The 13551-nt window shown below is 70.9% G+C and carries 13 protein-coding genes; 3 read left to right on the plus strand and 10 right to left on the minus strand.

Annotation, left to right across the window (positions count from 1 at the left end; translation table 11 throughout):
• Positions 1–103: 103 nt before the first annotated feature.
• Complete coding sequence (locus tag GVV86_RS07010) at positions 104–1789, minus strand: ribonuclease J (RefSeq protein ID WP_159802275.1); 1686 nt, start codon at positions 1787–1789, stop codon at positions 104–106.
• Complete coding sequence (dapA, locus tag GVV86_RS07015) at positions 1786–2727, minus strand: 4-hydroxy-tetrahydrodipicolinate synthase (RefSeq protein WP_159616019.1); 942 nt, start codon at positions 2725–2727, stop codon at positions 1786–1788. The genes GVV86_RS07010 and dapA overlap by 4 nt, the downstream gene beginning before the upstream one ends.
• A 101-nt stretch (positions 2728–2828) precedes the next feature.
• Between dapA and GVV86_RS07020 the strand changes: the two genes are divergently transcribed.
• Positions 2829–4022, plus strand: a complete 1194-nt coding sequence (locus tag GVV86_RS07020) for a heparan-alpha-glucosaminide N-acetyltransferase domain-containing protein (protein WP_159616017.1) — start codon at positions 2829–2831, stop codon at positions 4020–4022.
• 108 nt (positions 4023–4130) lie between these two features.
• Here GVV86_RS07020 and GVV86_RS07025 read toward each other — a convergent pair whose 3' ends face one another.
• From GVV86_RS07025 to GVV86_RS07050, 6 genes are read right to left on the minus strand one after another with little or no spacing between them, the layout of a single operon-like run.
• On the minus strand, positions 4131–4586 hold the full coding sequence (locus tag GVV86_RS07025; RefSeq protein ID WP_159802277.1) for a tetratricopeptide repeat protein: 456 nt from the start codon (positions 4584–4586) through the stop codon (positions 4131–4133).
• The gene (gene dapB, locus GVV86_RS07030) at positions 4579–5355 is read right to left on the minus strand and encodes a 4-hydroxy-tetrahydrodipicolinate reductase (RefSeq protein ID WP_159802279.1); all 777 of its coding nucleotides are present in this window, start codon (positions 5353–5355) and stop codon (positions 4579–4581) included. The genes GVV86_RS07025 and dapB overlap by 8 nt, the downstream gene beginning before the upstream one ends.
• A gap of 19 nt (positions 5356–5374) precedes the next feature.
• A complete protein-coding gene (locus tag GVV86_RS07035) occupies positions 5375–5803 on the minus strand; it encodes a molybdenum cofactor biosynthesis protein MoaE (protein WP_159616011.1) in 429 nt (142 codons plus the stop codon).
• Positions 5790–6275, minus strand: coding sequence for a MogA/MoaB family molybdenum cofactor biosynthesis protein (locus tag GVV86_RS07040; RefSeq protein ID WP_159802281.1), 486 nt, complete (start codon positions 6273–6275; stop codon positions 5790–5792). Before GVV86_RS07040 ends, GVV86_RS07035 begins: the two co-directional genes overlap by 14 nt.
• Positions 6272–6763, minus strand: a complete 492-nt coding sequence (gene moaC / locus GVV86_RS07045; RefSeq protein ID WP_159616009.1) for a cyclic pyranopterin monophosphate synthase MoaC — start codon at positions 6761–6763, stop codon at positions 6272–6274. The genes GVV86_RS07040 and moaC overlap by 4 nt, the downstream gene beginning before the upstream one ends.
• Complete coding sequence (locus GVV86_RS07050; RefSeq protein ID WP_159616008.1) at positions 6760–8088, minus strand: molybdopterin molybdotransferase MoeA; 1329 nt, start codon at positions 8086–8088, stop codon at positions 6760–6762. The genes moaC and GVV86_RS07050 overlap by 4 nt, the downstream gene beginning before the upstream one ends.
• Before the next feature lie 284 nt (positions 8089–8372).
• Here GVV86_RS07050 and moaA point away from each other — a divergent pair, with 284 nt between their 5' ends.
• Both moaA and GVV86_RS07060 read left to right on the plus strand, forming a co-directional pair.
• Positions 8373–9443 (plus strand): GTP 3',8-cyclase MoaA, encoded by a 1071-nt coding sequence (gene moaA, locus GVV86_RS07055; protein WP_159802283.1) that lies wholly within the window; start codon positions 8373–8375, stop codon positions 9441–9443.
• Positions 9444–9698, plus strand: coding sequence for a MoaD/ThiS family protein (locus GVV86_RS07060; protein ID WP_159616006.1), 255 nt, complete (start codon positions 9444–9446; stop codon positions 9696–9698).
• A 70-nt stretch (positions 9699–9768) separates the two neighbouring features.
• Here GVV86_RS07060 and GVV86_RS07065 read toward each other — a convergent pair whose 3' ends face one another.
• Positions 9769–11139 carry a M16 family metallopeptidase gene (locus GVV86_RS07065; protein ID WP_159616005.1) on the minus strand — a complete coding sequence of 457 codons (1371 nt, stop codon included), beginning with the start codon at positions 11137–11139 and terminating at the stop codon, positions 9769–9771.
• Positions 11140–11255: 116 nt separating this feature from the next.
• Positions 11256–13514: a polyribonucleotide nucleotidyltransferase gene (locus tag GVV86_RS07070; protein ID WP_159616004.1), complete on the minus strand. Its 2259-nt coding sequence runs from the start codon at positions 13512–13514 to the stop codon at positions 11256–11258.
• Positions 13515–13551 lie beyond the last annotated feature (37 nt).

The following is a 13551-nucleotide window of genomic DNA, read 5'->3' on the forward strand; positions in this document are numbered from 1 at the left end:
GCTACGGTACCGGACGGGGCCCGCGTTCACCGGAATATACGCGGTTTCCGGGGCAGGCAGGGACCCCCGCCGCTCCGGCCGCGGAGCGGGACCGGGCGCCGGGTCAGGCCTCCAGAACCACCGGGATGATCATCGGGCGGCGGCGGTACCGGCGGTTCACCCACGTGCCGATGACCCGGCGCACCACCTGCTGGAGCTGGTAGGTGGTGTGGTCGGTATTGCTGCGCACCGCCTCTTCGAGGGCGGCGTTGAGCTTGCCGGTGATCTCGTCGAACACCGAGTCGTCCTCGGCGAAGCCGCGGGCGTGGATGTCCGGACCGGAGACGATCTTGCCGGTGGTGCGGTTCACGACGGCCACGATGGAGATGAACCCCTCCTCGCCGAGGATGCGGCGGTCCTTGAGGTCGGCGTCGGTAATCTCGCCGACACTCGATCCGTCGACATACACGAAGCCGCACTCCACGGCACCGACCGTCCGGGCCTTTCCACCGCTGAGGTCGATGACCGAGCCGTTGTCGGCGAGGATCACGTTCTCCGCCGGCACCCCGGTCAGCTCGGCGAGCCGGCCGTTGGCGATGAGGTGGCGGGTCTCCCCGTGGACCGGCATCACATTGCGCGGCTTCAGGATGTTGTAGCAGTAGAGCAGCTCCCCCGCCGCCGCGTGGCCTGAGACGTGGACCCGGGCGTTACCCTTGTGGACGACGTCCGCGCCGAGCTTCAGCAGGCCGTTGATGACCCGGAACACCGCGTTCTCGTTGCCCGGGATGAGCGAGGACGCAAGGATCACCGTGTCGCCCGGGCCCACCGTGATGCGGTGGTCCCCGTTGGCCATCCGGGACAGGGCCGCCATGGGCTCGCCCTGGGAACCGGTGGACATCAGCACCACCCGATCGTCGGGCAGGTTGTCGACGTCCTTGAGGTCGACGAGGATGCCCTCGGGGACCCGGAGGTAGCCCAGTCGGGCGGCGATGCCCATATTGCGCACCATGGAGCGACCGGCGAAGCAGACGAGGCGTCCGTGGGCGTGCGCGGCGTCGAGGACCTGCTGGACCCGGTGCACGTGGGAGGAGAAGGAGGCCACGATGATGCGCTTGCGGACGTCGGCGAACAGCCGCTCGAGGACCGGCCCGATCTCCCGCTCGGCGGCGGTGAAGCCGGGCACGTCGGCGTTGGTTGAGTCGACGAGGAACAGGTCGACGCCTTCCTCCCCCAGCCTGGAGAAGGCGCGCAGGTCGGTGATGCGCCCGTCCAAGGGAAGCTGGTCCATCTTGAAGTCGCCGGTGTGAAGCACGTTTCCGGCCTCGGTGCGGATAAACACGGCCAGCGCGTCCGGGATGGAGTGGTTTACCGCAACGAACTCGCACTCGAAGGGGCCGAACTGCTCGATCTGCCCCTCGGACACCGTGAGGGTGTAGGGGCGGATGCGGTGTTCCTGCAGCTTCGCCTCGATCAGGGCCAGGGTGAGCTGGGAACCAATGAGCGGAATGTCCTCCTTGAGCCGCAGCAGGTAGGGCACCGCCCCGATATGGTCCTCGTGGCCGTGGGTCAGGACGAGGCCGACGACGTCGTCGAGCCGGCCCTCGAGGTAGGAGAAGTCAGGCAGGATCAGGTCGACGCCGGGCTGGTGCTCCTCGGGGAAGAGCACCCCGCAGTCGACGATGAGCAGCTTGCCCTTCAGCTCGAACACCGCCATGTTGCGGCCGATTTCCCCAAGGCCTCCCAGCGCGACGATGCGGAGGGTTCCATCGGCGAGCGGGGGCGCCGGGACCAGCGGGGCGGTGGGGCTCACGCGCGCGCCCCGGCGGCCGGCGATGGCGCGGCCGGCGGGAGGTCCCACCCGGCCTCGGCGAGGTCCGCGAACACCGGCTCGAGCTCCGCCGAGGTCGGAACCACAAGCGGCAGTCGCACGGCGGTGCCCGCGAGGGTGCCCTGGCGGTGGAGGATCTGCTTGGCGGAGATCGCCCCGGGCAGGTGGGTCATCACGGCGCGGATCACCGGGTCCAGCTCGAAGTGAAGGCGCCGGGCGGTGGCGAAGTCCCCGGCCGCGGCCGCATCCACGAGCGCGCGGAACTGGGCGGTGGCGACGTGCGCGGTGACGCTGACGACACCGACGGCGCCGGCCGCCATCCAGGGCAGGGTGAGGCCGTCGTCGCCCGAGTAGATGGCGAGGTCGGTGTTGGCCAGCACCCTCGTCACCTCGCCGAAGTCGGCCTTGGCGTCCTTAAGTGCGAGGATTGCCGGGTGGTCGGCCAGCCGGATCATCGTTTCGGTGGCGATGGGGATGCCTGCGCGGCCCGGAATGTCGTAGACCATGATGGGCAGGTCCGTCGCGTCGGCGACGGCGGTGAAGTGCGCGAGGACCCCGGACTGGGTCGGCTTGTTGTAATACGGGGTAACAACCAGCTGCGCGTCGGCGCCGGCACGGACGGCACGGTGCGCCATCTCCACCGAGTGCGAGGTGTGGTTGGTGCCGGTTCCGGCGATCACCCGCGCCCGGCCGCCGACGGCCTGGGCGACGACCCGGAACAGGTCTTCCTTCTCCGAGTCCTCAAGGGTTGAGGTCTCCCCTGTGGTGCCGGAGACGACGAGGCCGTCGCAGCCGTCGTCGACGAGCCGCGACGCCAGGGCGGCGGCGCCGTCGAGGTCCACCGCCCCGTCGGCTGTGAAAGGGGTGACCATTGCGGTGACCAGGGTGCCGAACGGGTTTGAGGGGAGGGTTTCAACCATGGGTAAAACGTTACCTGCTCGGGCCGCAGGGTGCAGGGCCGGGCCACCGCCGCCGCGGGTGGCACACCCGCCGCGGCGGGCCGCTGTGAGACGATCGAGGGATGGTGTCCTCCCCGGCCTTCCGGCGTCTGACCGGTCTCGACGCGGCCCGCGGCATTGCCCTTTTCGGAATGATGAGCACGCACATCTTTCCCCTGTACGTCCCCGGGACGGCCGACCCGTCGTGGGTCGCGCTGCTCTTCACCGGGCGGGCGTCGGCCCTGTTCGCCGTGGTGGCAGGGATCGGGCTCGCACTGCTGACGGGCGGAAGCACTCCGCACCGCTCAGGGGTCCTCTCGGGGGACCGCCGCGGGATCGCCGTGCGCGCCGTCATCATCGCCACCGTCGGGCTCGTGCTCGGCGGCGTCGAGACGAACATCGCCATCATCCTCTTCCACTACGGGATCCTGTTCCTGCTGGCCCTTCCTTTCCTGGGCCTGCGGCTGCCGGTCCTCGCGGCCTGGGCGGCGGGCTGGCTGCTGCTCTCCCCCGTCGCGGCCTTCCTCCTGCGCCCCTGGATCGAGGGGACGCTCGATCCGCCCTCGCTCGACGGGAATCCGGTCTGGGAGCACTTCCTTGAGCCGGCGACGCTGCTGGCGGACGTCTTTGTCACCGGGTACTACCCGGCGCTGCAGTGGCTGAGCTATCTGCTCATCGGCCTGGTGATCGGACGCCTCGACCTCGCCCGGCTGGGCGTCCAGGCCGCATTGATTCTCGGCGGCGCCGCGGCGGCCGTTGCCGCGAAGGCGGCCAGCGGCTACCTGCTCGGCCCCGCCGGCGGCCTCGACGCGCTGCTTCAGACACCGGAGGGAGCGCGCTACCCCCTCGAGGCGATGCTGCAGGTGGGGATCGGTGGCCTGAACTCGACCGGGTCGTGGTGGTGGCTGGCCGTCAGCACCCCGCATTCCGGGACGCCCTTCGACCTGCTGCACACGGCCGGGACCGCCGCCGCGGTGACCGGGATCTGCCTGCTGATCACCCGGCGTTTCCGGCAGCTGCTTCTTCCGCTCTCGGCGCCGGGGGCGATGACCCTGACCCTGTATTCGCTCCACATCTGCGTCATGAGCTGGGTCGATCAGCAGGAGCCCGTGCTTGAGCCCGCTCCGGTGTTCTGGTTCCAGGCGCTGGGCGCGGTGGCGCTCGGCATCCTGTTCCAGCGGATCCACGCCCGCGGCCCCCTCGAGCTGATCGCGTCGGGAGCCGCGCAGGCCGCCCGGAGCGGCGGGCACCCGGCGTCGCGTCCGGACCGGCGCTGACCCACCGCGGGCCGTAGGGCAGGTGTCACCCGGCCTGCCCCCTGGGCTGGTGCGCCGTCGAGCCTACCCACTGCCTGGACCCTGCCGGGCCCGGACCGGCCGCCCGGCTCAGTGGAACAGTCGGGCGGCGTCGCGCATTGCCTTCCGGGCTCGGGTGCGGTCGCCGGCGGCATCGTAGGCGCAGGAGAGCCGGAACCAGCTGCGCCAGTTCTCCGGGTCGTTCTCAACCTCCGCCTGGTACTGCGGGAAGCGCTCGTCGGCTGCGGCTCGGACGATCCGTCCGGCCGGGGTACGCGGCAGGTCGTCAACGGGCAGTCCGCCCTCGGCCTCGAGGACCTTGGCCATGCGCTCCGTCTGGGCGCCGAAGAGCAGTTCGCGGATCAGGGCCCAGGCCCCGATGATCGGCAGGAACAGGTAGCCCGCACCCAGGGCCTTGGCCACCGGTGCGGGGTCGCCGAGCAGCAGGACGCCGCGCTGGAACGTGACGGCCAGCCAGAGCACCAGCAGGAGGGTGACGAAGACGACCCCGATCTTGACGCGGTGGCGGCGGAAGGTTTCAAGCATGGGGGTCCTTCTTCGTGGCGAGGTCGAGGTAGCCCTCGAGGCCGACCGTGAGGCCGGGGTGGGAGGCCACGCTCCGGAGCCCGAGCAGGACGCCGGGCATGAAGGAGGCGCGGTCGAAGGAGTCGTGGCGGATGGTCAGCTGCTCGCCCGGGCTGCCCAGCAGCACCTCCTGGTGGGCCGTGAGCCCGCGCAGGCGCACCGAGTGGACGGGGATGCCGTCGGCGTCCGCGCCCCGGGCCCCGGCGAGGCCGCCGGCGGTCGCGTCGGGGGCGGCGGGCACTCCGGCCGCCCCGCGCGCCGCGCTGATGAGCTGTGCGGTGCGCAGGGCCGTCCCCGAGGGGGCGTCCACCTTGTCGGGGTGGTGGAGTTCGATGATCTCGACGGATTCGAAGTACCGGGCGGCCGAGGCGGCAAACGCCGTGGCCAGCACCGAACCCAGGGCGAAGTTCGGGGCGATCAGCACACCGGTGGACGGGGTGCGCCCGAGCAGAACGCCCAGCCCGTCGAGCCGCTCGGGTGTCCAGCCGGTGGTTCCGACGACGGCGTGGAGGCCGTGCTCGACGGCGAAGCAGACATTGTCATAGGTCGCCTCGGGCACGGTCAGGTCGAGCACCACCCGGGCGCCGGAGGAGACCAGGGTGGCAAGGTCATCCCCCCGGCCCAGTGCCGCCACGAGGGAGAGGTCCTCGGCGGCCTGGATGGCGGCGACCGCCTCGGAGCCCATGCGCCCCGAGGCGCCGAGCACTGCAACCGGGAGTTCCTGCGTCATGCCTCCCAGCCTACTGTTCCTACCCGGCGCCGACCCATTCCACGGTGCCGTCGGTGAAGAACTGTTCCTTCCAGACCGGCACGCGCTCCTTGACGGCGTCGACGAGTTCCGAGCAGGCCGCGAAGGCCTCGCCGCGGTGGGCTGCGGCGACGGCGGCCACGAGGGCCGAGTCACCGATTTCGAGCGGGCCGATCCGGTGCGCCACCCAGAGGCGCACGCCGTCGTGCCGGCCGGCGACCTCGGCCGCGACCTCGGCGATGACCCGTTCGGCGCTGGGGTGGGAGCTGTAGCTCAGGGAGGTGACCTCCCGCCCGCCGTCGTGGTTCCTCACGACGCCGCTGAAGGAGACCGCGGCGCCGCAGCGCGGGGAATCCACGGCGGCCAGGGCCTCTTCCGGGGTGATGGGCGTGTCCGACACGTAGGCCCGGACAACTTCACTGGTGGTCATGGGATCCTTCCAGCTGGGCACAGATGTGGCCGATGAGCGGTTCGAGGACGGCGAGCCCGTCCCGCACGCCCCCGGGTGAGCCCGGGAGGTTGATCACGAAGGTGCTTCCTGCGGTGCCGGCAAGGCCGCGGGTCAGGGCCGCGGTGGGCACCTTGTCGGCTCCCGCCCGGCGCGCCGCCTCCATGATGCCCGGCAGCTGCCGGTCGAGGTAGGGCAGGGTCTGCTCCGGCGTGGCGTCGTCGGCGCTTAGACCGGTGCCCCCGCTGGTGATGAGCACGGCCGGCCCGGCATCCAGCGCCCGGCCGATGGCTTCGCCCACGGCGTCCCCGTCGGGCACGACCTCGGCGTCCTGCACGGCGAAGCCGTGCTCGAGGAGCCAGCCGGCCACGAGGGGGCCGCATTCGTCCTGGTAGGCGCCGGCGGCGGCGCGGGTCGAGGCGATAATCACCGCGGCGTTCCTCAGCGGGGTCATACGCTCCAGTCTCCGCTCTTTCCACCGGTCTTCGAAAGGACCTTCGTCTCCCGGATCACGGCGCGCGGGTCGACGGCCTTGATCATGTCATAGAGGGTCAGGGCGGCGATGGAGGCGGCGGTCAGCGCCTCCATCTCAACCCCGGTCACCGAGGTCGTCTTCACGAGCGCCGTCACCGTGACGGTCCCCGCGTCGGCGGTGAAGTCGACCGAGACGCGGCTGATCGGCAGCGGATGGCACAGCGGGATCAGGGTGGAGGTCTGCTTGGCGGCCATAATCCCGGCGACGCGGGCGACGGCGAGGGCGTCCCCCTTGGGCAGCGACCCGTCGGTGATCATGGCTACGACCCCGGCGCTGGTCTCCAGGACCGACTGTGCCACCGCCTGGCGGGCCGTCACGGCCTTGGCGGAGACATCGACCATGTGGGCGGTGCCGTCGGCCCGGACATGCGACAGCGCGGGCGCGTCGGCGGTTTCGTTGGGTGTCATGAGGGCAGCTCCTGGTCGGTTGGGGCCGGCGCGGGAGGTGCCGGCGGCGGGACGGGGCCGATCAGCCAGACGGTCACTTCGTCGCCGGCGGCCGCCTCAGAGAGGCCGACAGGGAAGTGGACGAGGGCGTTCGAGCCCGCGAGGGCGTTGAGCAGATGGGATCCGGGTCCTCCGATGAGTTCGACCTGCCCGTCCCGGTACAGCCCGCGCCGGACCTGGTGCTTGGCGGCCGGGGACGACGCCGGGGCGGTGAGCCGGGCCGGAAGCGCGACCCGCGGTGCGGGCGCGCCGGTGAGGGCCGTCAGGGCCGGCCGGAGGAACATTTCGAAGGACACGAGGGCACTGACGGGGTTGCCGGGAAAGCCGAGGAACGGGACCCCGCCGAGGGTACCGATGGCCTGCGGCCCGCCGGGCTGCAGGGCCACCCCGGGGAACTCGACGCCGCTGCCGGACAGGGCCTGCTTGACCACCTCGTAGGCGCCCTGGCTGATGCCTCCGGAGGTCAGGATCAGGTGGACCTCCGCCGCGGGCGGGGCGTCGAGCGCCTCGCGCAGCTTCTCCGGGTCGTCGGAGAGGACCCGGGTCCGGAGGACCTCGGCGCCGGCTTCCCGCAGGGCGGCCTCAAGCAGGGTGGTGTTGGCGTCGTAAATCCGGCCGGCCCCGAGCGGCCCGCCGGGCTCGGTCACTTCGTCCCCGGTGGACAGCAGGAGGACACGGAACGGCGTGCGGACGGCGACCTCGGCCAGGCCGCAGGCGGCCAGCAGTCCCAGCTGCGCCGGGCCGAGCAGGGTCCCGGCCCCCAGAGCCAGTTCCCCGGCGGCGATGTCGCTGCCGGCGCGCCGGATGAAACTGCCGGCAGGGGTTCCGGCAGGCAGCCGCACCGCGGGCGGCCCGCCGTCGCCCGAGGACAGGGCGGGGAACCGCGGGGGGTCAGCGCGCTCGATCGGCACGACGGCGCCGGTGCCGGAGGGAACCATCGCCCCGGTCATGATCGGAACGGCAGTGCCTGGCTCGAGCGGCGGCGGGGAACTTCCGGCGGGAACGGGCGCCCCCACGTGGAGCCGGAGGTGGCCCTCGGGCTCCCCGTCGCCTGCCACGGCCGAGCCGTCCCCCAGATCGCGCAGATGCACCGCGTATCCGTCCATCTGCGAGTTGTCGAAGGGCGGAAGGGCCACCGGGGCAGAGACGTCCGCGGCGAGGACCCGGCCGAGGGCTGCGCTGAGCGGAAGGGACTCCACGGCGCCGCCGCGCCCGCCGCGGGCGTAGCCGCCGGCGCTCAGGAGCTGTTCGACCGCCGACTGGTGCTCGGAAACGCTGCGGGTCATGACGTCCTTTCGGCTGCGCCCGGTGGGCGGGTGGCTCGGCGGCGGGTCGGTGGGCGGGTCGGGTGGCTCGGCGGCGGGTCGGTGGGCGGGTCGGGTCGGTGGGCGGGTCGGGTCGGGCCGGGGGCTGGGCCTGGCCGGCGGGTGCTGCGGTACTTCAACCCTAGTCCGCCGGGGGCCGCCGCGGACTCCGGGCGGGGCTGAAGAAAGAACAGCCACCCGACATCCTTATCCCCGGGCTCCAGATTCGCCCTTGGAGCCGATGCGAAAAGGCGTAACCTCTCACTATGGGAATATCTCTCGGGCTGCCCGGCCCGGCACCCTCGGATCCGGGCGTGGGCCTGCTCGACACCTTCGGGCGCCGCGCCACCGATCTGCGTGTGTCGCTGACCGACAAGTGCAACCTGCGCTGCACCTACTGCATGCCGGCGGAGGGCCTCAACTGGCTGCAGAAGGAGCAGGTGCTCTCCCGCGCCGAAATCGTGCGCCTCGTGCGGATCGGCGTCGACCTCCTCGGGGTGCGCGAGCTCCGCCTGACCGGTGGGGAACCCCTGGTGCGGGCGGACCTGGTGGAAATCATCTCGGACCTGCGCACCGCCCACCCCGGTCTGCCGATTTCCCTGACGACCAACGGGCTCGGGCTCGATCGGAAGGCAGCCCGGCTGAAGGAGGCGGGACTCACCCGCATCAACGTCTCGATGGACTCCCTGCACCCCGGGACCTTCGCCCAGCTGACCCGGCGTCCGTTCCTCGACCGGGTGCTGCGCGGGATCGAGGCCGCCGCGGAGGTGGGGCTGGGCCTGGTGAAGATCAATGCGGTGCTGATGCGCGGCATCAATGATCATGAAGCCCCGGACCTGCTCGAATGGGCCCTCTCACGCGGATTCGAGCTGCGGTTCATCGAGCAGATGCCCCTTGACGCCGACCACGGCTGGACCCGGGACGGCATGATCACGGCCGCCGAAATGCGCGCGCTGCTCGAACCGGCCTTCGTCCTGACCGCCGACCCGCGCAGCCGCGACGGCGCACCGGCCGAGCGGTGGGAGGTGCGGAGGCGCAGCGCGCCGGAGAAGGTCGTGGGCTCGGTGGGCATCATCGCCTCCGTCACGGAGCCGTTCTGCGCCGACTGCCGCAGGACCCGGATCACCGCCGAGGGAAAGGTGATGAGCTGCCTGTTTTCCCGTGAGGAGACGGACCTGCGGGAACTGCTTCGTTCCGGCGCTGACGATGCCGCCGTCGCCCGGCGGTGGCAGGAGGCGATGTGGGCCAAGCCCAAGGCGCATGGGATGGCCCGCACCGGGCTCGGTGCTGAGGGCTTCATCCAGCCCGACCGCTCGATGAGCGCGATCGGTGGCTGAATGCTGATCCGCTATTTCGGTGCGGCGCGTGCGGCAGCGGGCACCGCCGAGGAAATCCTCGATGGCGCCGGGGCCACCGTTGAAGACATCCTGGCCATCCTCGGCGACCGCTATGCCGGAACTCAAAGCCCGTCAATGGAGCAGGTCCTGCGGCGCAGCAGCTTTCTGCTGAACGAGGTGGCGCTGCGCGACCGCGGCCGGGTCCTGGCCGAGCAGGACGTCCTCGACGTCCTGCCGCCCTTCGCCGGCGGCTGACCGGCAGCTCCAGCGGCCGCCGCAGCGGCCACGCCGGTGCGCCTGCGTCGGGCGCGCTGCCTCCGGGTGCCTACAGCCCGAAGTCCGCGGGCCCGTCGAAGGGTCCGACGACCATCGTGGTGCGCGGCGCGGCGGCCAGCTCCGCGGCCAGTTCCTGGACCTCGGCGGGGGTGACGGCACGGACCCGAGCGAGCGACTCATCGAGGTCGATGAACTCCCCCGAGACTAGTTCGGAGCGGCCGAGGCGCGACATGCGCGAACTGCTGTCCTCGAGGGCGAGCACCAGACCGCCGGAAAGCTGGCCTACGGCCTTTCGCAGCTCCTCCTCGCTGATGCCGTCACGGGCAAGGCGGTCCAGCTCCTCCCCCAGAAGGGCGATGACCTGTCCCGTCTTGGCTGGTGAGCACCCGGCGTACATGGCAAAGTAGCCGGCGTCGGCGTAGGAGGCCGAGAAGGAGTACGTCGAGTACACCAGGCCCCGCTTCTCCCGGATCTCCTGGAACAGCCGCGAGGACATGCCGCCGCCGAGCACGGCGTTCAGCACACTCATGACGAATCGGCGCTCGTCCGTGGCCACCAGCGAGGGGCAGCCGATCAGGATGTTCGCCTGTTCGACCGCGCGGCGGATCACGTGCACCCCGGGCGCACCGGAGATCTCGACGGGCCTGCCCAGGCGGCGGGGCACCGGCACGGCGCCCTCCTCAAGGACCCAGCCGGCCTCCTCGAGGGCCTGCTGCACCTGCCGGCAGACGGTGTCGTGGTCGAGGCCGCCGGCAGCGGTGACGACGAGCTCGGCGGGGGTGTAGTACCGGCGGTAGTGGGCCAGCACCGCGTCGCGCGGGATGGCGCGGATGGCCTCGGGGGTGCCGCCGATGGGCCGCCCCAGGGGGTGGCCGCCGAGGACGGCCGAGACGAACTCCTCGTGCGCGACATCGGCGGGGTCATCGCTGTCCATCGCGATTTCCTCGAGGATGACGTCGCGTTCCTGCTCGAGTTCCTCGGGGTCGAGGACGGCCGAGGTGACCATATCGGCGATCACGTCGATGGCCAGGGGCAGGTCCGTGTCGAGCACCCGGGCGTAGTAGCAGGTGTTTTCCTTGGCCGTCGCCGCGTTGGACTCGCCGCCGACCTCGTCAAAGGCGGAGGCGATTTCCAGGGCGGAGCGCTTCCGTGTGCCCTTGAACAGCAGGTGCTCGAGGAAGTGGGTGGAGCCGTGCTCGCCCTCGGCCTCGTCCCGTGACCCGACCCCGACCCAGAACCCGATGGTGGCCGAGCGCTGCCCGGGCATCGCTTCGGTCAGTACACGCACTCCGCCGGGCAGCACCGAGCGGCGGACCACCGCCCCGCCGGGGTCGCCGGCCACGAACGTCGGGTCGCCGCTCTCACCGTCGGCGAGCGGCGTGGGGAGCAGCGGGAGGGAAACAGCTGAAGGCAGTGACATCGGGGTCTCTCAGGTTGTGCGTCGGTTCAGGGTTGAGCGTCGATCGGGAAACGGCCAACGGCCCCGCCGTGGACCAGGGTCCACGGCGGGGCCGTCGGCGGCGGAACCGCGGGCACCTAGCTGACGGCGTCCTCGGCGGGCACCTCAGGGAGCTCGATGCCGGCGTCGTCGGCAGCCTCATCGGCGACCACCGGCGACAGCGAGAGCTTTCCGCGGTCGTCGATCTTGGTGATCTCGACCTGGACCTTCTGGCCCACCGCGACGACGTCATCGACATTGTCGACGCGCTTGCCGCCCGAGAGCTTGCGCAGCTCGGAGATGTGAAGCAGTCCGTCCTTGCCCGGGGTCAGCGAGACGAACGCGCCGAACGTCGTCGTCTTGACGACGGTGCCCAGGTAGCGCTCGCCGATCTCGGGAACCTGGGGGTTCGCGATGGCGTTGACCGCTGCGCGGGCGGCCTCGGCCGAGCCTCCGTCGGTCGCGCCGATCAGCACGGTGCCGTCATCCTCGATGGAGATGTCGGCGCCGGTGTCCTCCTGGATCTGGTTGATCATCTTGCCCTTGGGGCCGATGACCTCGCCGATCTTGTCAACGGGGATCTTGACCGAGATGATGCGCGGGGCGAACTCGGAGAGCTCGTCCGGCGCGTCGATCGCGGCTTCGAGAACGCCGAGGATGTGGAGGCGGGCCTCACGGGCCTGCTTCAGCGCGGCGGCCAGCACCGAGGCGGGAATGCCGTCGAGCTTGGTGTCGAGCTGGATGGCGGTGACGAACTCGGAGGTACCGGCGACCTTGAAGTCCATGTCACCGAAGGCGTCCTCGGCTCCAAGGATGTCGGTCAGCGCCGCGTAGCGGGTCTGACCGTCGACCTCATCGGAAACGAGGCCCATCGCGATGCCCGCGACGGGTGCCCGCAGCGGGACACCGGCGTTGAGCAGGGACAGCGTTGCGGCGCAGACCGAGCCCATCGAGGTGGAGCCGTTGGAGCTCAGCGCCTCGGAGACCTGGCGGATCGCGTAGGGGAAATCCTCGCGGCTCGGAAGGACCGGGGCGATGGCGCGCTCGGCGAGGGCACCGTGGCCGATTTCGCGGCGCTTGGGCGAACCCACGCGGCCGGTTTCACCGGTGGAGTACGGCGGGAAGTTGTAGTGGTGCATGTAGCGCTTGCGCGTCACCGGGGACAGCGAGTCGATCTGCTGTTCCATCTTGAGCATGTTCAGCGTGGTGACACCCAGGATCTGGGTCTCGCCGCGCTCGAAGATGGCCGAACCGTGGACGCGGGGCAGGACCTCGACCTCGGCGGTGAGCTTGCGGATGTCGGAAAGGCCACGCCCGTCGATGCGGACCTGGTCCTTGAGGATGCGCTGGCGCACAACGGCCTTGGTGACCGAGCGGAAGGCTGCCGAGAGCTCCTTCTCGCGTCCCTCGAAGGACCCGGCGAGGGACTCGAGGACCTCGGCCTTGAGGGCGTCGGAGGCGGTGTTGCGCTCCTGCTTGTCGGCGATCTGGAAGACCTCGGCGAGCTTCTGCGCGGCGGCCGACTCGACGGCGGCGTAGACGTCGTCCTGGTAGTCGAGGAACACGGGGAACTCGACGGTCGGCTTGGCCGCACGCGAGGCCAGGTCCGACTGCGCTTCGCACAGGGCGCGGATGAACGGCTTTGCCGCTTCCAGGCCCTCGGCGACGATCTCCTCGGTCGGTGCCGTAGCGCCGTTTTCCTTGATGAGGTTCCAGGAGTTGTCGGTCGCTTCGGCCTCGACCATCATGATGGCGACGTCGTCACCGACGACGCGGCCGGCAACGACCATGTCGAAGACGGAGTTCTCGAGCTCCGAGTGCTTCGGGAAGGCGATCCACTGGTCGCTTCCGCTGCCGTCGGAGACGAGCGCAACGCGGACGCCGCCGATCGGGCCGGAGAAGGGAAGTCCGGAGAGCTGGGTGGACATCGAGGCCGCGTTGATGGCCACGACGTCGTAGCGCACGTCGGGGTTGATCGCCAGCACGGTGACGACGATCTGGACCTCGTTGCGCAGGCCCTTGACGAAAGCCGGACGCAGCGGGCGATCCATCAGGCGGCAGGCGAGGATCGCCTCGGTGGAGGGGCGTCCCTCGCGGCGGAAGAACGAGCCCGGGATGCGCCCGGCGCCGTACATGCGCTCTTCGACGTCGACGGTCAGCGGGAAGAAGTCGAAGCCTTCGCGCGGGGAGCTTCCGGCGGTGGTCGCCGAAAGGAGCGCGGTGTCTTCGTCGATGTAGACCATCGCTGCGCCGGCGGCCTGCTGGGCAAGGCGGCCGGTCTCGAAGCGGACGGTGCGTGTTCCGAAGCGGCCATTGTCGATGACGGCTTCAGCAAATTGGATCTCGGGACCCTCCATAGAGAGTCACCTCCGTTTCTTTGTGGTGGGGGCGGTC

This window comes from Arthrobacter zhaoguopingii, assembly GCF_009828595.1.
Classification (GTDB): Bacteria; Actinomycetota; Actinomycetes; order Actinomycetales; family Micrococcaceae; genus Arthrobacter_D; species Arthrobacter_D zhaoguopingii.